Here is an 18,987-nt window from a genome sequence, read left to right as displayed (position 1 = left end):
CCTCCGCGACGAGGTCCGAACCGAACTCGGCATCAGCGGATAGCCGCACCGCACCCCGCTTTCGAATCGCGCTTTCGAATCGCGCGAATGGTCCCTTCCGAGTCCAGGATGGGACCATTCGCGCGATTCGAACGCGCGTCGAGCGAATCCGGCACCGACGGGCCGACCGGCTAGACTGAACCCACAACTGAAGACAGGCCGAATGACCCACGCGGGAGAGCCCCGGCGAACGCAGCCGGGCACCGAAGGAGCAAGCCTCCCCGCCAATCTCTCAGGTACGCGTACCGCGCGGTTCCGGCCACTCTGAAAAGCGATCCGTCTCATGTGCGGATCCGCCGACGGTGAAAACCCCGCCTCCGTGCACGGGTGAAGCTCTCAGGCCCATGACAGAGGGGGAGTTCCGAGGAACGGCGATGCCGCCGTTCCGCCCGACACAGCCCGGGAGAACTCCATGTCCGACCCCCGCTACACCCCGCTGCGCGAACGCCATGAGGCACTCGGCGCGTCGTTCACCGACTTCGGTGGCTGGCAGATGCCGGTGCGTTACACCTCCGACCTCGCCGAGCACCACGCCGTGCGCCAGAACGCGGGGATCTTCGACATCTCGCACATGGCCGAGTTCCTCGTCACGGGCGAGAAGGCGGCCGAGTTCCTCGACTTCGCGCTCGCAGGTCGCATCTCCGCCATGACGGTCGGCAAGGCGAAGTACTCGCTGATGCTGAATGAGAACGGCGGAATCGTCGACGATGTCATCGCGTATCGGCTCGCGGAGGACCGCTACCTCGTCATCGCCAACGCCGGCAACCGTGGCTTCGTGGACTCGGGATTCGCCAAGCGCGTGCGGGACTTTCCGTCGCTCGTCGAGCGGGCGCTTCCGCCGCTGGCTCCGGGGGAGGACCGCACCTTCGCCGGATTCCTGGGCGACCGCGGTGTCGATGTGGAGGATGTGTCCGACCTGTTCGCGCTGCTCGCCGTGCAGGGACCGGCCGCCGAGGCGATTCTCGCTGCGACGCCGGGCATCGACGAGCTGAGCACGCCCTGGGCGGAGCAGAAGTACTACGCCTGGGCGGACGCGCGCTTCCGCGGGGAGCCTCTGCTCATCGCACGCACGGGCTACACCGGGGAGGACGGCTTCGAGCTGCTGGTTCCTGCCGGCGACGCCGCAGCCCTGTGGGACGCTCTGCTGGCTGCCGGCGAACCGCATGGTCTCGTTCCTGCGGGCCTCGCCGCCCGGGACACGTTGCGTCTGGAGGCCGGGATGCCTCTCTACGGCCACGAGCTCAGCACCGACACCCGCCCCTCGCAGGCCGGACTCGGCCGTGTCGTCGTGACGGCGAAGGAGCACTTCGTCGGCAAGGAGGCGCTCTCGTCCTTCGAGGACTCGACAGAGGCATCGGAAGCGCCGGTCCTGGTCGGCCTCGTCGCCGAGGGCAAGCGGGCAGGACGCGCCGGATACGCCGTCGTCGACGAAGACGGATCCGTGCTCGGAGAGATCACGAGCGGCGCTCTCAGCCCGACTCTCGGCCACCCGATCGCGATGGCCTACGTGACCCCATCTTCCGCGGAAGAGGGAACCGCAGTATTCCTTGACGTGCGGGGAACCAAGATCCCCGCGACCGTGACCGCCCTGCCTTTCTATCGGAGGACCAAATGACCGACCTCGCCGCACTCCACTACACCGAAGAGCACGAGTGGATCGCCGCCGACGGCGACACCGTGACCATCGGCATCACCGACTACGCCGCCGAGAAGCTGGGCGACGTCGTGTTCGTCGAGCTCCCCGCCGTCGGCACCGAGGTGACCGCAGGTGCGGTCGTCGGCGAGATCGAGTCGACGAAGTCGGTCGGCGAACTCTACGCGCCGGTATCGGGAACCGTCGTCGAGATCAACGACGCGGCCGTCGACGATCCGTCGCTGGTGAACGCCGCGCCCTTCGAGGGCGGCTGGTTGCTCAAGGTCTCCGTCGCAGCCGGTGCGCTGGACGGACTGCTCGACCGCGACGCGTACGTCGCACTCACGGAGGGCTGATTCACCAGTGGTCACTTTCGCCGATCGTCACATCGGACCCACGGATGCCGCGCAGCGCACGATGCTCGCGGCCCTGGGTCTCGACACCCCAGGGGCCGATGGCGCGCTGAGCCCGGTCGAGGCGCTCATGCGCCAGGCCGTGCCCGCGTCGATCTACACCGGGCCGTCGTCCGACTCCCCGGACGCGCCTTCACGCATCCCCTCTGCCGCGAGCGAGACCGAGGCTCTCGCCGAGCTGCGGGTGCTCGCCTCGCGCAACACCGTGAACCGACCCATGATCGGCCTGGGGTACTACGGCACCATCACGCCGCAGGTGATCCAGCGGAACGTGCTGGAGAACCCGTCGTGGTACACGGCCTACACGCCGTACCAGCCGGAGATCTCCCAGGGGCGTCTGGAAGCGCTCATCAACTTCCAGACCATGGTCGCCGAACTCACCGGGCTCACGACGGCCAATGCGTCCATGCTCGACGAGTCGACCGCGGTGGTCGAGGCGATGCTGCTCTCGCGGCGCGCATCGAAGTCGGCGTCGACCGTGTTCGCGGTCGACGCGGATGCGCTCCCGCAGACCAAGGCGATGCTCGCCACGCGCGCGGAAGCTCTCGGTATCGACATCGTCACGGTCGATTTCGCCGCGGGCGAGGAGCTGCCCGCCGACCTGTTCGGTGTCTTCGTGCAGTACCCCGGCGCATCCGGTCGCGTCTGGGACCCGTCGGCCGTGTTCGACGCCGCGCACCTCTCCGGCGCTCTCGCGGTCGCGGCCGCCGATCTGCTCGCTCTCACCCTCATCGCCTCTCCCGGCTCACTAGGCGCCGACGTGGCAGTCGGCACGACCCAGCGCTTCGGCGTGCCAATGGGCTTCGGCGGTCCGCACGCCGGCTACATGGCCGTCCGCTCCGGCCTCGAGCGTCAGCTCCCCGGTCGCCTCGTCGGAGTGTCGGTCGATGCCGACGGCAAGCCCGCGTATCGTCTCTCGCTGCAGACGCGCGAGCAGCACATCCGCCGCGAGAAGGCCACGTCGAACATCTGCACCGCCCAGGTGCTGCTCGCCGTCATGGCGTCGATGTACGCCGTGTACCACGGTCCGGACGGGCTGCGGGAGATCGCGACCCAGACCACGGCGAAGGCGGCGCTGCTGCGTGACTGGCTGACCGAGGCAGGGGTGGAGGTCGTGCACGCGGACTTCTTCGACACCCTGCAGGTGCGCGTGCCCGGTCGTGCGGCGGAGTTCGCCGCTCGGGCCCATGACGATCACGGGATCCTGCTGCACGTCGCCGACGCCGACACGGTCGGCATCGCCGTCGACGAGACCACGACCCTCGGCGAGCTGCACCACGTCACGGCTGTCTTCGGCGGCAAGAACGACCGCGCGTTCGGCATGTTCGGCGGGGACAAGCTGCGGGGGCTCCCGGAAGACCTGCTCCGTCAGGACGAGTACCTCACGCACCCGGTGTTCCACTCGCACCGCTCGGAGACCGCCATGATGCGGTACATGAAGAGTCTCTCCGACCGAGACTACGCACTCGATCGCGGCATGATCCCGCTGGGCTCGTGCACCATGAAGCTCAACGCCGCCACCGAGATGGCTGCCATCACCTGGCCCGAGTTCGCCGGCATCCACCCGTTCGCCCCGGCGTCCGATGTGCAGGGCTACCTCGAGCTCATCGACCAGCTCGAGGGCTGGCTCGCCGAGGTCACCGGTTACGACGCGGTCTCGCTGCAGCCGAACGCCGGTTCGCAGGGTGAGCTCGCGGGTCTCCTCGCCATCCGCGGGTACCACCACGCGAACGGCGACACCCACCGCACCGTGTGCCTCATCCCCTCGTCGGCCCATGGCACGAATGCGGCATCGGCCGTGCTCGCGGGCATGAAGGTCGTCGTGGTCGCGACGGACGAGCTCGGCAACGTCGACCTCGACGACCTGCGCGCGAAGATCGCCCAGCACGCCGACGACCTCTCGGCTCTGATGATCACCTACCCCTCGACGCACGGTGTGTACGAGGAGCAGGTCGTCGAGATCACGGCCGCCGTGCACGACGCGGGCGGACAGGTGTACGTCGACGGGGCCAACCTCAACGCGCTGCTCGGTTACGCGCGCTTCGGTGACCTCGGCGGCGACGTCTCGCACCTCAACCTGCACAAGACCTTCGCCATCCCGCATGGTGGGGGAGGTCCCGGCATCGGTCCGGTGGCGGCGAAGTCGCACCTCGCCCCCTACCTTCCCTCGCACCCGCTCGCACAGCGCGCCGAGCACTTCGGCGGATACACGTTCGATGGCGGTGTGATCTCGGCGGCTCCTTACGGTTCCGCGGGGATCCTGCCGATCTCGTGGGCGTACGTCCGCATGATGGGTGCCGACGGTCTTCGTCGTGCCACGGCGGCAGCCGTGCTCTCCGCCAACTACATGGCCGAGCGTCTGGGCGGCCACTTCCCGGTGCTCTACACGGGGGAGAACGGTCGCGTCGCGCACGAGTGCATCCTCGATCTGCGTCCGCTCAAGGAGGCGACCGGAATCACCGTCGACGACGTGGCCAAGCGCCTCATCGACTACGGCTTCCACGCTCCGACCATGTCGTTCCCCGTCGCGGGCACGCTCATGGTCGAGCCGACGGAGTCGGAGGACCTCGATGAGATCGAGCGCTTCATCGAGGCCATGATCATGATCAAGGCCGAGGCGGAAGCCGTGGCGGCGGGGCGCTGGCCCGCGGACGACAATCCGCTGGTGCATGCACCGCACACCGCGGTATCCCTCATCGCGGGGGAGTGGGAGCACCCCTACACGCGGGAGGAAGCCGCCTACCCCGTCCATGCGCTCGTCGCCGGCAAGTACTGGCCGCCCGTGCGTCGCATCGACCAGGCGTACGGCGACCGGAACCTCGTGTGCGCCTGCCCGCCGGTGGAGGCCTTCGCCTGAGCCGGTGCGCATCTGAGCAGACGGTGTCGCGCTTCCGTGCGGAAGCGCGACACCGTCCTGTGTTTCCCGGTGTTTCCAGGTGTTTCGCGGGTGTTACGGATGGTCACCACTCAGTAACAGTTCGTTAGCTGAAGGCGGCGGGGGGCCAAGCGGCGGGTTACGCTCAGGTATCCCTGCGTGCTCGATGGTGAGCGCGCAGACTCAGCACTGTCCACAGGAGGACGAAAAGTGAAACGAAACAGGATTGCCCTCGCGGGCAGCGCTCTGCTCGTGGTCGGCGCCCTGGCGCTGGCCGGTTGCGCAGGCGGGAACGACTCCGGCGATGAGGGCTCCAAGGGCTCGGCGTCGGCGATCATCTCGGCGAACGGAGGCGAGCCGGAGAACGCGCTGATCCCGACCAACACCAACGAGGTCAACGGCGGCAAGATTCTCGACTCCGTCTTCGCAGGTCTCGCCTTCTACGACGGCGACGGTGCTCTCGTCAACGACATGGCCGAGTCGATCACGGTCGACGCGCCGAACAAGGTCACGGTCAAGCTGAAGGAGGGCAACAAGTTCACCAACGGTGAAGACGTCGTCGCCCACAACTTCATCGACGCGTGGAACTACGGTGCGCAGCTCTCCAACGCGCAACTGAACCAGTCCTGGTTCGCCGACATCGTCGGCTTCAACCCCGACGCAGACTCCGAGCTCACCGGTCTCACCGAGGTCGATGACCAGACCTTCACGATCGACCTGAGCAGTGACGTCGCCTCCGACTTCGTGACCCGCCTCGGCTACTCGGCGTTCTACCCGCTGCCCGATGTCGCCTTCGAGGACATGGACGCCTTCGGCGAGAACCCGATCGGCAACGGCCCGTACATGCTCGCCAAGGAGGGAGCATGGCAGCACGACGTCCAGATCGACCTCGTCAAGAACGATGACTACAAGGGTGAGCGCGTCGCTCAGAACGGCGGCCTGACGCTGAAGTTCTACACGGCTCCCGAGGGCGCGTACGCCGACCTGCTCGGCGGCAACATCGACGTCATCGACCAGATCCCCGAGGCTTCCCTCGCGGTCTTCGAGGACGAGCTCGGCGAGCGGGCGACCAACCAGCCCGCGGCCATCTTCCAGTCGTTCACCATCGGTGGGCAGCTCCCGCACTTCTCGGGCGAAGAGGGCACCCTGCGCCGCCAGGCCATCTCGCTGGCGATCAACCGCGACGAGATCACGAGCAAGATCTTCGCCGACACCCGCACCCCGGCGAGCGACTTCACGACGCCCGTCATCGACGGCTGGAGCGACAGCGTTCCCGGTTCCGACGTCCTGAAGTACGACCCGGAGAAGGCCAAGGAGCTGTGGGCGAAGGCTGACGCCATCTCCCCGTGGTCCGGCACCTTCCAGATCGCGTACAACTCCGATGGTGGACACCAGGTGTGGGTCGACGCGGTCTCGAACTCGCTGAAGAACACGCTCGGCATCGAGGCGTCGGGCGCACCGTACGTCGACCTCGCCACGCTCCGCGCAGCGGTCAACGCGCGTGACGACGCGGGCAAGCGCACGATCCAGACGGCGAACCGTTCCGGATGGCAGGGCGACTACCCCGCCGTCTACAACTTCCTGCAGCCGCTCTACGGCACGGGTGCATCGTCGAACGACGGTGACTACTCGAACCCCGAGGTGGACTCTCTGCTCGCAGAGGGTGCAGCGGCCACGAGCGCGGACGACGCGAACGCGGCTTACGAGAAGGTCCAGGAGATCCTCTTCAACGACCTCCCGGTCATCCCGCTCTGGTACCAGAACTCGATCGGTGGCTTCGGCGACTCGGTCGACAACGTCACCGTCGGCTGGAACTCGGTTCCGCTCTACTACGAGATCACCAAGGCCGAGTAGGCCCTTGGAGTGAACGGCAGCGAGGCGGTGGCGGCGACGTCACCGCCTCGCGTCGTGCACTCCGGCTGACTCCGACTCCACGAAAGGAGCAAGGATGCTCGCCTACACCCTGCGGCGACTTCTTCAGCTGATCCCGGTCTTCTTCGGTGCGACGCTTCTCATCTACGCGCTCGTCTTCCTGATGCCGGGTGACCCGATCGCGGCGCTCTTCGGTGACAAACCGCCGAGCCCGCAGCTGCTCGCCACGATCCGAGCGCAGTACCACCTGGACGACCCGTTCCTCGTCCAGTACTTCTACTACATCACCGGCGTCTTCAAGGGCGACATGGGAACGACGTTCTCCGGTGAGTCCGTGAGCACCGTGCTGGCACGCACGCTCCCCATCACGGGACGTCTGGCCATCATGGCGATCGCGATCGAGTTCACGCTCGCGATCATCATCGGAACGCTCTCCGCGCTCCGCAAGGGCAAGCTGTTCGACCACGCCTCGCTGATCGTCTCGCTCGTCTTCCTGTCGATGCCGATCTTCGTCGTCGCCTTCCTCGCGCAGTACTTCCTCGCGATCAAACTGGGCTGGTTCCGTCCGACCGTCGGTGGCCAGAACGACTGGGGCGATCTGTGGCTTCCCGCCATCGTGCTGGGGCTGAGCCTGTACGCGACCAGCATGCGGCTCATGCGCGGGTCTGTGCTCGACACCCTCAACCAGGACTGGGTGCGCACGGCATACGGCAAGGGGCTGTCACGCAATCGCGTGATCCCCGTGCACGTGCTGCGCAACTCCCTGATCCCGGTGATCACCAACTCGGCGACGAACTTCGGTGTGCTCCTCGTCGGAGCGACCGTGACGGAGTACATCTTCAACATTCCCGGCGTGGGGCAGACCCTGTTCCAGGCGACGTTGAGGCACGAAGGACCGACGATCGTCTCCTTCGTGACGGTGTTCGTCATCATCTACGTTCTCGTCAACCTGCTCGTGGACCTGCTCTACGGGCTGCTCGACCCGAGGATCCGCTATGTCAAGTGACCGTCCCTCCCATTACGTCGCACCGGTGGTGGCCGAACAGCCGCCGACGGATGCCATCAACGTCAAAGGCAAGCCTGCGAGTCTCTGGCGGGACGCGTGGACCGATCTGCGCCGTCGCCCGTCGTTCTGGATCTCGCTCGGCATCGTCGCGCTCATCCTGCTGATGGCCCTGTGGCCGACGCTCTTCACGCAGACGCCTCCGAACAACCAGTGTGAGCTCGGGAACTCCAATGCGGGACCGGCCGCCGGCCATCCCCTCGGCTACACGTTCCAGGGGTGCGACATCTGGTCGCGCATCGTCTGGGGCTCGCGCACATCGATCAGCGTCGGCCTGCTGGCGACGATCATCAGCTCGACTCTCGGTCTGATCATGGGTGCGTTCGCCGGCTACTACGGAGGATGGCTCGATGCCGTGCTCTCCCGCGTCGGCGACATCTTCTTCTCGATCCCCTACATCCTCGCGGCGGTCGTCGTGATGACGGTGTTCGCGCAGTACCGCAACGTCTTCACCCTCGCCCTCGCGATCGGTGGGTTCGCCTGGGCCGCGACGGCGCGTGTCGTCAGGGCGGAAGTGCTCAGAGTGAAACAAGCGGACTTCGTGATGGCGTCGGCCGCGCTGGGGAAGGGGCGTTTCGGCACCCTGCTGTCCCACGTGATCCCGAACGCGTTCGCTCCGCTGCTCGTGCTGGCGACCCTGGCACTGGCCGGCGGTATCGTCGCGGAGGCGACCCTGAGCTTCCTCGGTGTCGGTCTCGGAAGCGACGTCATGTCCTGGGGCAACGACATCAGCCAGGCACAGCGCTCGCTGCGTGTCGCGCCGATGGCACTGATCTATCCGTCGATCGCGCTCACCATCACGGTGCTCGCGTTCATCCTTCTGGGTGAGCTCATCCGAGACGCCCTCGACCCGAGGGCGAGGGCACGCCGATGAGTGAAGCAACGACCCCGCTGCTGAGCGTCCGCGATCTCACGGTCGCGTTCGACACGCAGAACGGCACACGACAGGTCCTGCATGGCATCAGCTTCGATGTCATGGCAGGGGAGACGGTCGCGATCGTCGGCGAGTCCGGTTCGGGCAAGTCGACGGCGGCGACGTCCATCATCAAACTGCTGGCCGGCACCGGAAAGGTCACCGGCGGGAGCATCACCCTGGACGGCGAGGAGCTCACGCACCTCTCCGAGCGGGAGATGGAGCGCATCCGCGGCAAGGCGATCGGCTACGTGCCGCAGGACCCGATGTCGAACCTCAACCCCGTCTGGAGCATCGGCTTCCAGGTCGAGGAGGCGGTCCGTGCCAACGGCCTCGCCCAGGGACGCGCGGCGGTCCGGGCTCGGGCGATCGAGGTGCTCCAGCAGGCGGGGCTCGCTGACGCGGCCAAGCGCCTGCGCCAGTTCCCTCACCAGTTCTCGGGCGGTATGCGCCAGCGAGCGCTCATCGGGATCGGATTGGCCGCGGACCCCCGGCTTCTGATCGCGGACGAGCCCACCTCGGCCCTCGACGTCACGGTGCAGCGCGTCATCCTCGACCACATGGCGAGCCTGACCCGCGACCGCGGAACCTCGATGCTGCTGATCACGCACGATCTCGGTCTCGCTGCCGAGCGCGCGGAGCGCCTGATCGTGATGCAGAACGGGACGATCGTGGAGTCGGGACCGAGCCGGGAGATCCTGCAGAACCCGCAGCATCCGTACACCAAGCGCCTTGTCGCCGCCGCGCCCAGCGTGGCATCCCAGCGCATCCAGGCTGTGGTCGAGGACCGCGGTGTGGAGACGCTCGAGGATCTCGCCGCCATCCCTCCCACGGTGCGAGTGGCCGGCCTCACCAAGGACTACCGCATCCGACAGGGCGGTTTCCGCAGCGAGATGTTCCGCGCCGTAGACGACGTGTCGTTCGAGATCCCGCGCGGGAAGACGCTGGCTCTCGTCGGCGAGTCGGGCTCGGGCAAGTCGACCGTCGCCAAGATGGTCCTCAAGCTGGAGGACCCGACGTCGGGGACGATCGAGATCGACGGCATGGACGTGTCCGGGTTCTCCCGCGCACAGTCCTTCGGTCTGCGCCGGCGCATGCAGCCGGTGTTCCAGGACCCGTACGGTTCTCTGGATCCGTTGCGCAATCTCGAGAACACCATCGCCGAACCGCTCGAGATCCACGGTGTGGGTGATCGCACTTCGCGTCGAGAGCGCGTGCGTGAGCTTCTGGATCAGGTGTCATTGCCGCAGGATCTGGCAACCCGCTACCCGAGCGAGCTGTCGGGTGGACAGCGCCAGCGGGTCGCGATCGCGCGTGCTCTGGCGCTCAAGCCGGACATCGTGGTGCTCGACGAGGCGGTCTCCGCTCTGGACGTGCTCGTCCAGGCGCAGATCCTCAGGCTGCTGGCCGACCTGCAGACGGAGCTGGGCCTCACCTACCTGTTCATCACGCACGACCTCGCGGTGGTGCGTGTCTCGAGCGATCTGGTCTGCGTCATGGAGCGCGGCCGGATCGTCGAGCAGGGCACGGTCGATGAGACCTTCGCGAACCCGAAGCAGGAGTACACGAGCCGTCTGCTCGAAGCGATCCCCGGTGCGTCCATCCCTCTGGGTGGCCTCTGATCGTGGCGATGCCGAACTCTCCCGAGGACGGGCGGACCTTCCGCTCGTCCTCGGGCACGGTCGTCATGGTCGTGAGCCTCGCTCTGGCGGTGTTCCTGCTCGGCGACGCCGTCGTGCGCGGAGGCTGGGGGCAGACGCTGCTCCTCGCACCGTGGGTGCTCCTCGGCCTGTGGATCATCTACGAGATCAGCTTCGTGTCGATGGTCCGCATCAGCGACGACGGGGCACTCGTCCAGAACATGCTGCGGCGCACCGAGTTCGGTTGGCACCGGGTCCGTGACATCGACCTGCAGTGGCAGCTGCGGTTCTCGCTCGACGATGACACGGAGCTCACCTGCTGGGGTGGACCGGCGCACGCGCGTCCGAGACGAAGCAAGATGCGCGACGAGGAAGTGCAAGTCTCCGCGTCGTTGCGCGGCCTGACGGACATCCGCGACCGCTGGCAGGCTGCTGCGGGTCACGCGGCGAGTGCGCCGATCCGTCGCTCCTGGGACGCCAGGGCGCTGTCAGCGCTCGGGATCATCGTCGTGTGGGCGGTCGTCGCCGTGATGATCGCCTCCGCAGGCTGAGATACTTCCCACTTCCCCGCACACGTGCCCCCTGCCGTCTCACGAGGACAGGGGGCACGTCGCAATACGGTTCGGGGCCGGTTCAGGAGTAGGAGAACCAGTACCCCGGCTGGCCGCTGCGGTGCACGCAGGAGCCGACGCTGTAGCCCTCCTGCATGAAGATCCGTCGTTCGGCCTGGCAATAGGACAGATCGGTGAACGGGCCGAACCAGCTGGCGGCCTGCGCTGCAGCGGCCCCGCCGAACACCATTCCCGTGACGAGGACGATGCCTGCGGCCGTTGCGGACAGTTTCTTCTTCATTCGAATCCCCCCGGATTGTCGTACCCACGTCGTCGTGGGTGCCCCGAGCCTAGGGGCGAGGTCCGACGGGTGTCAACGGATCGAGGCGACGGGCTGATGCCCGCCGCCTCGATCCTCGATGATGCTCAGTACGTCTGGAAGTACCAGCCTCCGGTGCCGGGGATGCAGGGGGCGGCCTTCCCCCCGCCCCTGACATAATCGGTGCGATCGGCGTTACACTGCGCCGCCGACGAGTAGGGCCCGAAAACACTTGCCGATGCGGGCGCGACGCTGAGCAGCGTGATCCCTGCTGCGATGGCGATCGCGGCCCCCGCCTTGGTCATCCTGTTCATCTTCATGAGACTTCCCTCCGTTTTCCGTCGTTGGAAGCCTTCAGGCTAGAGCACTCCGTCAGCGAAGGGGGAGAGCCATCCCACCCGTCGTCACTCAGCCGGGGAGACCGAACAGCTCAGGCCACATCGCCGCGGCCCATGGATACCCGACGAACGCGGCCGCGTCGATCAGGAAGTGCGCGACGAGGAAGGGCATCAGCCGCCCGCTGCGGTGATACAGCCAGCCGAAGAGCAGCCCCATCGCGAGGTTGCCGACGAACGCCGGGTACCCCTGGTACAGGTGGTAGCTCGCCCGCAGGACCGAAGTGGAGATGATGATCGTCCACGGACTCCACCCGAGTTGTCGCAGCCGTGTGAAGAGGTATCCGAGCACCACGAACTCCTCCTGCAGGGAAGCGCGGGCCGCCGCGAGCAGGAGAACCGGAACGGTCCACCAATACGCGTCTATCCCGGCAGGATCGATGGCCACGGTCAGTCCGAGCGCCCGGCCGGCGAGATAGAGACCGAGGCCGGGGATGCCGATCGCGAGCACGAGCAGGATGCCGCGGCCTGCATCCTTCGCGACACCGGTGCCGTCCAGCCCCAGTCGCGCCAGATGCGGACGTCGCGACTGCCACAGCAGGAAACACACCAGCACGACGGGGACGAGCGAGAACCCGATCGCGAGCACCTGGTAGACGAGGTCGAAGATCTCCCTGTCGCTCCGAGACGGGTTGAGCTTCGCCACCTGATCGGCGATCGGCACGTCGTCCGTGAGGCGGTAGGCCAGCTGGACGATCGCGTAGACCGCCGACTGGCCGAGACCCAGCGCCAGGACGATCGCGATCTCCCACCACAGTCGAGCACGGGAGGGGGCGGGGGAGAGGTCGGGGAGGTCCCACGGAGCCTGTGGTCGGGTCACGATCTCGATGCTACGACCTGCTTTTCAGGAACCGGCCCCGAGCTTGCGTTATCCTGGAACGTCGGCTTCCCGGCGAAACCCCACATCTTTTAGGACACCTGCATGGCGCACGCCCTCCGTTCTGACCTCCGCAACGTCGCAATCGTGGCGCACGTCGACCACGGCAAGACCACTCTCGTCGACGCCATGCTGCGTCAGACGGGTTCCTTCGGCGAACACGCTCACGTCGATGAGCGCGCCATGGACTCGAACGACCTGGAACGTGAGAAGGGCATCACGATCCTCGCCAAGAACACGGCGATCACCTACAAGGGCAAGCACGCCGGCGGCAAGGAGATCACGATCAACGTGATCGACACCCCCGGCCACGCCGACTTCGGTGGCGAGGTCGAGCGCGGCCTGTCGATGGTCGACGGCGTCGTGCTGCTCGTCGACGCCAGCGAGGGTCCGCTGCCGCAGACCCGCTTCGTGCTGCGCAAGGCTCTCGAGGCCAAGCTGCCCGTCATCCTCCTGGTCAACAAGACCGACCGTCCTGACGCGCGCATCGCCGAGGTCGAGGAAGAGGCGCACGACCTGCTGCTGGGTCTCGCCTCCGACCTGGTCGACGACGTGCCCGACCTCGACGTCGACGCTCTTCTCGACGTGCCGGTGGTCTACGCCTCCGGTCGTGCCGGCGCCGCCTCGCAGAACCGTCCCGCCGACGGCACGCTTCCGGACAACGACGACCTCGAGCCGCTCTTCGAAGCCATCCTCGAGCACGTGCCGGCGCCGGAGTACGACGACGAGCACCCGCTGCAGGCCTGGGTCACGAACCTCGACTCCAGCCCGTTCCTCGGCCGTCTCGCCCTGCTCCGCATCTTCAACGGCACCCTCAAGAAGGGGCAGACCGTCGCCTGGGTGCGCGCTGACGGCACGCACCAGAATGCGCGTGTCACCGAGCTCCTGAAGACGCGTGCACTCGAGCGCTACCCTGCCGAGTCCGCGGGCCCCGGTGACATCGTCGCCATCGCCGGCTTCGAGAACATCACGATCGGCGAGACCATCGCCGACCCCGAGGACGTCCGTCCGCTTCCGGCCATCACGGTCGACGACCCCGCCATCTCCATGACGATCGGCACCAACACCTCGCCGCTCATGGGCAAGGTCAAGGGGCACAAGCTCACGGCTCGCATGGTCAAGGACCGTCTCGACAAGGAGCTCATCGGCAACGTCTCGCTCAAGGTCGTCGACATCGGACGCCCGGATGCCTGGGAGGTGCAGGGTCGTGGAGAACTGGCCCTCGCCATCCTCGTCGAGAACATGCGTCGCGAGGGCTTCGAACTCACCGTCGGCAAGCCGCAGGTGGTCACGAAGAAGATCGACGGCAAGACCTACGAGCCGTTCGAGCACCTCACGATCGACACTCCGGAGGAGCACCTCGGCGCGATCACGCAGCTGCTCGCGAACCGCAAGGGTCGCATGGAGAACATGACCAACCACGGCACCGGCTGGGTGCGCATGGAGTTCATCGTCCCGTCGCGCGGCCTCATCGGCTTCCGCAGCGAGTTCCTGACCACGACCCGCGGCACCGGTATCGCGAATGCGATCTCGCACGGCTACGAGCCGTGGGCCGGCTCCATCACGACGCGTCAGAACGGCTCGATCGTCGCTGACCGTCAGGGTGTCGTCACCCCGTTCGCGATGATCGCTCTGCAGGAGCGCATGTCGTTCTTCGTGCAGCCCACGCAGGAGGTCTACGAGGGCATGGTCATCGGCGAGAACTCGCGCGCCGACGACATGGACGTGAACATCACCAAGGAGAAGAAGCTCACCAACATGCGTGCAGCGAGCTCCGACACCTTCGAGTCGATGACGCCTCCGCGCCAGCTGACGCTGGAGGAGAGCCTCGAGTTCGCCCGCGACGACGAGTGCGTCGAGGTGACCCCCGAGGTCGTGCGCATCCGCAAGGTGAACCTCGACGCGAACACGCGTGCACGCGAGACCGCGCGCCTGAAGCGCCAGGACGCGAGCGTCTGAGAACAGCCTCGGACACGCTCCGAGTGAGAGGGCCCCGTGCCGCCGAAAGGCGTGCGCGGGGCCCTCTTCTCATGTAAATCCCAGGTGAGGGATTGTTTTCGTTCAGGTTCATCGTTCAGAGTGGTTCACTTGCGCCTGGGACGAGCTCCCGATGAGTCTCCTTAAAGGGCGTACGACAACCCGAAAGTCGAACCCAATGCTTCAGAAGACCCGTGCGCTTCGGCGCGCCTCCGCGGCGGCATCAGCCCGTAACGCGGCCCACCGTCCCATGACCATCCTCGGCGTCGCATCGGCGACGCTGGTCGGCATCACGCTGAGCGTCGGTCTGGCCTCCACCCCCGCGGTGGGAGCCATGAGCCCTGCTGCGGCCGTCACCGCACCCGCACTGGCGGGCGCTCAGCCGCTGGCAGAGATCGCGGAGGATGCCTCCGCCACTCTGGCACAGGCGAAGGACGCGGTCACCGCAGCCGAGACCCTGAGCGCTGAGGTCGCCGCCGCCGGCCTCGATGTGGGAGCAGTGACTTCCGTCGACACCTCCGATCTCGAAAGCGACATCGAGAAGCTCGATGACACCGAGGTGACGCCGGTGCTGCTCGTCGGCGTCCTCGCCGACAAGGCGCAGGATGAGACCGCGAGCGTGGTCGCCGACACCGCGGAGCTGCGCGGGGCGCTGACCGCCGCCCAGCAGAAGCAGGCCGAGGAGGAGGCAGCGCGGGTCGCAGCGGAGCAGGCGGCGGCCCAGGCCGCCGCGGAACAGCAGGCCGCAGCCGCGCTGGCTGCAGCGAACACTCCCGAGGGGGCGAAGGCGGCCGCACAGCAGATCATGTCGAGCACGTACGGATGGGGCGGTGACCAGTTCTCCTGCCTGAACTCCCTGTGGAACAAGGAGTCCGGCTGGAACTACAAGGCGTACAACCCCAGCGGTGCCACCGGCATCCCGCAGGCGCTCCCCGGAAGCAAGATGGCCTCCGCCGGCTCCGACTGGCAGACGAACGCGGCCACGCAGGTCGCGTGGGGTCTCGGGTACATCTCGTCGGTGTACGGCACTCCCTGCAGCGCGTGGTCGCACTCCCAGGCGATGAACTGGTACTGATGCCCTCCGCAACGCTGCACATGCTCTAGGTGAAGGCGGTCGTCGAGCGCTACGGTGACTCTGACGGCTGGGGGACGTCACGGATCCGAGGAGGAGATGTGCTCGACCCCGCAGCATGGCACGGTGTCCCGCAGGAGGCGTCCACCGGCGCGCTGCCGGGGTGGGACCGCGTCGAGGAGGTGGTGCGCGATGCTCACGCCCGCTACGCCGACGAGCGCCGCGGGAGCGTCGCGGACTACATCCCGGTGCTCGCGGAGGTCGATCCGGAGCTGTTCGGTCTGGCGGTGATCGAGGTCGGCGGCGGGCTGCACGACGCCGGTGATGCGTTGCATCCGTTCTCGATCCAGTCGATCTCGAAGATGTTCGTGTACGCCCTGGCCATCCAGGAGCACGGCCATGAGCGCGTGCGCGAAATCGTCGGGGTGAACAACACCGGCCTGGCCTTCAACTCCGTGATGGCGCTGGAGCTCAACGACGGCCACCCGATGAACCCCATGGTCAACGCGGGGGCGATCGCCACGACAGCGCTCATGCCCGGTGCGACATCCGTGGAGCAGTGGGAGCGGATGCGGGAGGGGCTCTCGGCGTTCGCCGGCCGCCCGCTGAGCCTCGACGGCGTCGTGTACGCCTCGGAGGCTGCGACCAACGACCGCAACCGTGCTCTCGGACGCCTGCTGCGCAGCTACGGGCGGCTCGCGGGTGACCCGGACGAGGTGGTCGATGTGTACACGCGCCAGTGCGCGCTCGGGGTCACGGCTCACGACCTCGCGGTCATGGGCGCCACGCTCGCCGACGGGGGAGTGAATCCCGTCACGGGCGAGCGGGTCGTCTCGGCGGACGTGTGCCGCGACACGCTCGCGGTCGTCGCATCGACGGGCCTCTACGAACGCTCCGGCGACTGGCTGTTCGAGATCGGACTCCCCGCGAAGTCCGGTGTCTCCGGAGGCATCGTCGCGATCGCGCCGGGAAAGGGCGCCGTCGCGGGGTTCTCTCCTCGACTCGACGAGGCGGGCAACTCCGTCCGCTCGCAGATGGCCGTCGGCTACCTGTCGCGGGCGCTCGGGCTGAACCTGTTCGCCTCGTCGGCCGTCCCCCATCCTGCGTCTTCTCCCGCCTCGCCCTCCGCACCCCTGGAGCTGTCATGACCCAGATCCCCGCACCGCAGACCCCGATCAAGACCTCGTGGCTGCCGATGGTCAGCCTCTTCCTCGCGCAGGTGCTGATGTCGTTCAACGTCGCCGCGCTGCCGATCTCGCTCGGGGGCATGGTGAGCGAGTTCGGAGTGCCGCCGACGGTCGCGAGCACGACCATCGTCATGTACGGCCTCGCCGTCGCGGCGCTCGTGATGACCGGCGCGAAGCTCGGGCAGCGGATCGGCTGGGTCGTGATCTTCCGGATCGTGATCGCGTTGTTCGCCGGTTCGTCGATCATGATGATCCTCGCTCCCACCGTGTGGTGGGCCATCGCGGGGCAGGCCGTGGCCGGGGCGGCTGCCGCGATCATCGTACCGTCGATCGTCGCTCTCATCGCCGAGAACTACCGGGGGCCTCAGCAGGCGACCGCCATCGGCGCCATCGGTTCGGCGCGCGCGATCTCGGGCGTCAGCGCCTTCCTGATCGGAGGGACGCTGGGCACGTTGGTGGGCTGGCGACCGATGTTCTTCATCGTGCTCGGCATCGCCGTGGTGGTGTTCGCCCTGAGCTTCACCCTGCGGGGGGATCGCGGCGACGCGTCGATCCGCATCGACCTCGTCGCCTCGCTGCTCATCGGCGCGGCGATCGTGCTGCTGACCCTCGGGTTCAACAACCTGAACTCGTGGGGTGCCGTGGCGGCGACGGCCGATGCCCCCTTCTCGGTGCTCGGCCTCTCGCCGGCCCCCGTGTTCATCGTGGTCGGCCTCGTGCTCGGCCAGGCGTTCTTCCTGTGGACGAGGAAGCGGATGGCGGACGGGAAGGTGCCCCTGATCGACCTGAGCGTCCTCGGATCCTCTCGCGAGCGCGCCGCCGTGTACGCGATGTTCATCGTGGTGGCGCTGGAAGCGTGCGTGAACTTCACGATCCCGCTCTACATCCAGATCGTGCAGGGCAGGACGCCGTTCGACACCTCGATGGCCATGATGCCGTTCAACCTGACGGTCTTCGTCACCGCCACCCTCGTGGTGCGGCTGTACAAGCGGTTCCCACCGCGCACGATCGGCGTCGTCGGGTTCATCCTCACCACGGCGGCCCTGGTGTGGCTGTCGTTCGTGGTCAACAACAACTGGGAGACGATCCCGACGATCCTGGGCCTGATCGTCTTCGGCATCGGGCAGGGGGCGCTGGTGACCCTGGTGTTCAACGTGTTGGTGACGGCGGCTCCGGCCGAGCTCGCGGGGGATGTGGGGTCGCTGCGAGGCACCACGCAGAACCTCGCCTCGGCGGTGGGCACCGCGCTGGCCGGAGCGCTGCTGGTGTCCCTCCTCGGCCTCAGCGTCGGTCGTGCGGTCGTCGAGCATCCCGAGCTGCCGCCGTCCCTCGTCGCCCAGGTCGACATGGACAACATCAACTTCATCAGCAACGACGATCTGCGCGCCGCGCTCGAGGCGACGGACGCGACGCCCGAGCAGATCGACGCCGCGGTGGTGGTGAACGAGGAGTCGCGCCTGGGCACTCTCAAGCTCGGGCTCCTTCTGCTGGCGGGGATCAGCGCGCTCGCGATCCTTCCCGCTTCCCGGCTGCCGCAGTATCGGCCGCACGAGATCCCCGATCCGTCGCCGGTCTCGGGAGGGGAGTGAGGCTCAGCGCAGCTCCGAGATGAGGACGGCTCTGGTGCCCGCCGCGGTCGCCTCGAAGACGTGGGGCGCATCCCCGGCGTAGGTCAGGTAGTCGCCCGGGTCGAGGAGGACGGGATTCTCCGCCGGGCCGATCCGCGCCTGGCCGGCCATCAGGACCACGTGCTCGATCGTCCCGGGGTGATGGGGGTCCGATCGACGAGCGTCCCCCGGCTCCGCCTGGATCAGGTAGACGTCGCGGCGTGCGCCGGGCGGGCTCGCAGACAGCAGGGTCGCGCTGTAGGCGGCAGCGGAGGACGGCACCCCGGACAAATCGTCTGCGCGGATCAGCGTCGGTGCGTTGGACTGCTGGTCGACGAGCACGGCGAAGGGCACACCCAGTGCGACACCGAGGGCCCACAGCGTCTCGACGCTGGGGTTGCCCGAGCCGCTCTCGAGCTGGGACACCGTCGCCTTGGAGACCCCGGCCCGTCGAGCGAGTTCGGACACCGACAGGCTCGCCGCCTCACGTTCCCGACGCAGGGTGCGGGCGATGCGCGTACGAAGTTCCTCCATACGTTCATCATGTCAAACGA

General features: G+C 67.4%; 16 protein-coding genes and 2 riboswitches. Of the genes, 12 read left to right on the top strand and 4 right to left on the bottom strand.

All coding sequences use genetic code 11. The features are described from left to right. Positions 1-202 precede the first annotated feature (202 nt). Positions 203-297: riboswitch (glycine riboswitch) on the top strand. A 1-nt stretch (position 298) separates the two neighbouring features. Further along, a riboswitch (glycine riboswitch) is annotated at positions 299-397 on the top strand. A 54-nt stretch (positions 398-451) separates the two neighbouring features. The 8 genes from MOX01_RS18570 (at position 452) to MOX01_RS18535 (ending at position 10,999) form a co-directional block, all read left to right on the top strand. Continuing rightward, positions 452-1,654, top strand: a complete 1,203-nt coding sequence (locus tag MOX01_RS18570) for a glycine cleavage system aminomethyltransferase GcvT (RefSeq protein ID WP_061015444.1) — start codon at positions 452-454, stop codon at positions 1,652-1,654. Next, entirely contained in the window at positions 1,651-2,028 is a 378-nt protein-coding gene (gcvH, locus tag MOX01_RS18565) for a glycine cleavage system protein GcvH (RefSeq protein ID WP_046749583.1), read from the top strand. Before MOX01_RS18570 ends, gcvH begins: the two co-directional genes overlap by 4 nt. A gap of 61 nt (positions 2,029-2,089) precedes the next feature. Then, complete coding sequence (gcvP, locus tag MOX01_RS18560) at positions 2,090-4,942, top strand: aminomethyl-transferring glycine dehydrogenase (RefSeq protein ID WP_061015449.1); 2,853 nt, start codon at positions 2,090-2,092, stop codon at positions 4,940-4,942. A 228-nt stretch (positions 4,943-5,170) separates the two neighbouring features. Then, positions 5,171-6,814: a peptide ABC transporter substrate-binding protein gene (locus MOX01_RS18555; protein WP_046749582.1), complete on the top strand. Its 1,644-nt coding sequence runs from the start codon at positions 5,171-5,173 to the stop codon at positions 6,812-6,814. 94 nt (positions 6,815-6,908) lie between these two features. Continuing rightward, entirely contained in the window at positions 6,909-7,838 is a 930-nt protein-coding gene (locus MOX01_RS18550) for an ABC transporter permease (protein WP_046749581.1), read from the top strand. Next, the gene (locus MOX01_RS18545; RefSeq protein WP_046749580.1) at positions 7,828-8,769 is read left to right on the top strand and encodes an ABC transporter permease; all 942 of its coding nucleotides are present in this window, start codon (positions 7,828-7,830) and stop codon (positions 8,767-8,769) included. Before MOX01_RS18550 ends, MOX01_RS18545 begins: the two co-directional genes overlap by 11 nt. Next, complete coding sequence (locus MOX01_RS18540; RefSeq protein ID WP_046749579.1) at positions 8,766-10,430, top strand: dipeptide ABC transporter ATP-binding protein; 1,665 nt, start codon at positions 8,766-8,768, stop codon at positions 10,428-10,430. Before MOX01_RS18545 ends, MOX01_RS18540 begins: the two co-directional genes overlap by 4 nt. A gap of 8 nt (positions 10,431-10,438) precedes the next feature. After that, positions 10,439-10,999, top strand: a complete 561-nt coding sequence (locus tag MOX01_RS18535) for a PH domain-containing protein (RefSeq protein WP_113681686.1) — start codon at positions 10,439-10,441, stop codon at positions 10,997-10,999. Between the two features lie 82 nt (positions 11,000-11,081). Here the strand turns inward: MOX01_RS18535 and MOX01_RS18530 are convergent, their stop codons facing one another. From MOX01_RS18530 to MOX01_RS18520, 3 genes are all read right to left on the bottom strand, one after another. Further along, positions 11,082-11,300, bottom strand: a complete 219-nt coding sequence (locus MOX01_RS18530; RefSeq protein WP_046749578.1) for a hypothetical protein — start codon at positions 11,298-11,300, stop codon at positions 11,082-11,084. Positions 11,301-11,425: 125 nt separating this feature from the next. Then, complete coding sequence (locus tag MOX01_RS18525) at positions 11,426-11,638, bottom strand: hypothetical protein (protein ID WP_046749577.1); 213 nt, start codon at positions 11,636-11,638, stop codon at positions 11,426-11,428. 88 nt (positions 11,639-11,726) lie between these two features. After that, complete coding sequence (locus MOX01_RS18520; RefSeq protein WP_061015447.1) at positions 11,727-12,533, bottom strand: CPBP family intramembrane glutamic endopeptidase; 807 nt, start codon at positions 12,531-12,533, stop codon at positions 11,727-11,729. Between the two features lie 102 nt (positions 12,534-12,635). Here MOX01_RS18520 and typA point away from each other — a divergent pair, with 102 nt between their 5' ends. The 4 genes from typA to MOX01_RS18500 all read left to right on the top strand — a co-directional run bounded on the left by typA (position 12,636) and on the right by MOX01_RS18500 (position 18,415). Next, the gene (gene typA, locus MOX01_RS18515) at positions 12,636-14,549 is read left to right on the top strand and encodes a translational GTPase TypA (protein ID WP_046749575.1); all 1,914 of its coding nucleotides are present in this window, start codon (positions 12,636-12,638) and stop codon (positions 14,547-14,549) included. A gap of 196 nt (positions 14,550-14,745) precedes the next feature. After that, positions 14,746-15,642, top strand: a complete 897-nt coding sequence (locus MOX01_RS18510) for an aggregation-promoting factor C-terminal-like domain-containing protein (protein WP_052748831.1) — start codon at positions 14,746-14,748, stop codon at positions 15,640-15,642. 98 nt (positions 15,643-15,740) lie between these two features. Beyond that, positions 15,741-16,787: a glutaminase A gene (gene glsA, locus MOX01_RS18505; protein WP_141371021.1), complete on the top strand. Its 1,047-nt coding sequence runs from the start codon at positions 15,741-15,743 to the stop codon at positions 16,785-16,787. Next, a complete protein-coding gene (locus MOX01_RS18500) occupies positions 16,784-18,415 on the top strand; it encodes an MFS transporter (protein WP_141371019.1) in 1,632 nt (543 codons plus the stop codon). The genes glsA and MOX01_RS18500 overlap by 4 nt, the downstream gene beginning before the upstream one ends. Before the next feature lie 3 nt (positions 18,416-18,418). Here the strand turns inward: MOX01_RS18500 and MOX01_RS18495 are convergent, their stop codons facing one another. Further along, positions 18,419-18,967, bottom strand: a complete 549-nt coding sequence (locus MOX01_RS18495) for a helix-turn-helix domain-containing protein (protein ID WP_141371017.1) — start codon at positions 18,965-18,967, stop codon at positions 18,419-18,421. Positions 18,968-18,987 lie beyond the last annotated feature (20 nt).

Origin of the sequence: Microbacterium oxydans (assembly GCF_006540085.1) — a bacterium.
In the GTDB taxonomy this organism is placed as follows: domain Bacteria; phylum Actinomycetota; class Actinomycetes; order Actinomycetales; family Microbacteriaceae; genus Microbacterium; species Microbacterium oxydans.
Note: the sequence above shows the minus strand (reverse complement) of the source record. Positions and strands in the feature narration are given on the sequence as shown.

What these genes read in the sequence shown, in the direction of transcription:
- MOX01_RS18510 (WP_052748831.1), top strand. Translation starts at nt 14,746, where the DNA reads ATGCTTCAGAAGACCCGTGCGCTTCGGCGCGCCTCCGCGGCGGCATCA.
- MOX01_RS18545 (WP_046749580.1), top strand. Translation starts at nt 7,828, where the DNA reads ATGTCAAGTGACCGTCCCTCCCATTACGTCGCACCGGTGGTGGCCGAA.
- MOX01_RS18500 (WP_141371019.1), top strand. Translation starts at nt 16,784, where the DNA reads ATGACCCAGATCCCCGCACCGCAGACCCCGATCAAGACCTCGTGGCTG.
- MOX01_RS18525 (WP_046749577.1), bottom strand. Translation starts at nt 11,638, where the DNA reads ATGAAGATGAACAGGATGACCAAGGCGGGGGCCGCGATCGCCATCGCA.
- typA (WP_046749575.1), top strand. Translation starts at nt 12,636, where the DNA reads ATGGCGCACGCCCTCCGTTCTGACCTCCGCAACGTCGCAATCGTGGCG.
- MOX01_RS18550 (WP_046749581.1), top strand. Translation starts at nt 6,909, where the DNA reads ATGCTCGCCTACACCCTGCGGCGACTTCTTCAGCTGATCCCGGTCTTC.
- MOX01_RS18570 (WP_061015444.1), top strand. Translation starts at nt 452, where the DNA reads ATGTCCGACCCCCGCTACACCCCGCTGCGCGAACGCCATGAGGCACTC.
- MOX01_RS18535 (WP_113681686.1), top strand. Translation starts at nt 10,439, where the DNA reads ATGCCGAACTCTCCCGAGGACGGGCGGACCTTCCGCTCGTCCTCGGGC.
- MOX01_RS18540 (WP_046749579.1), top strand. Translation starts at nt 8,766, where the DNA reads ATGAGTGAAGCAACGACCCCGCTGCTGAGCGTCCGCGATCTCACGGTC.
- gcvP (WP_061015449.1), top strand. Translation starts at nt 2,090, where the DNA reads ATGCTCGCGGCCCTGGGTCTCGACACCCCAGGGGCCGATGGCGCGCTG.
- gcvH (WP_046749583.1), top strand. Translation starts at nt 1,651, where the DNA reads ATGACCGACCTCGCCGCACTCCACTACACCGAAGAGCACGAGTGGATC.
- MOX01_RS18530 (WP_046749578.1), bottom strand. Translation starts at nt 11,300, where the DNA reads ATGAAGAAGAAACTGTCCGCAACGGCCGCAGGCATCGTCCTCGTCACG.
- MOX01_RS18495 (WP_141371017.1), bottom strand. Translation starts at nt 18,967, where the DNA reads ATGGAGGAACTTCGTACGCGCATCGCCCGCACCCTGCGTCGGGAACGT.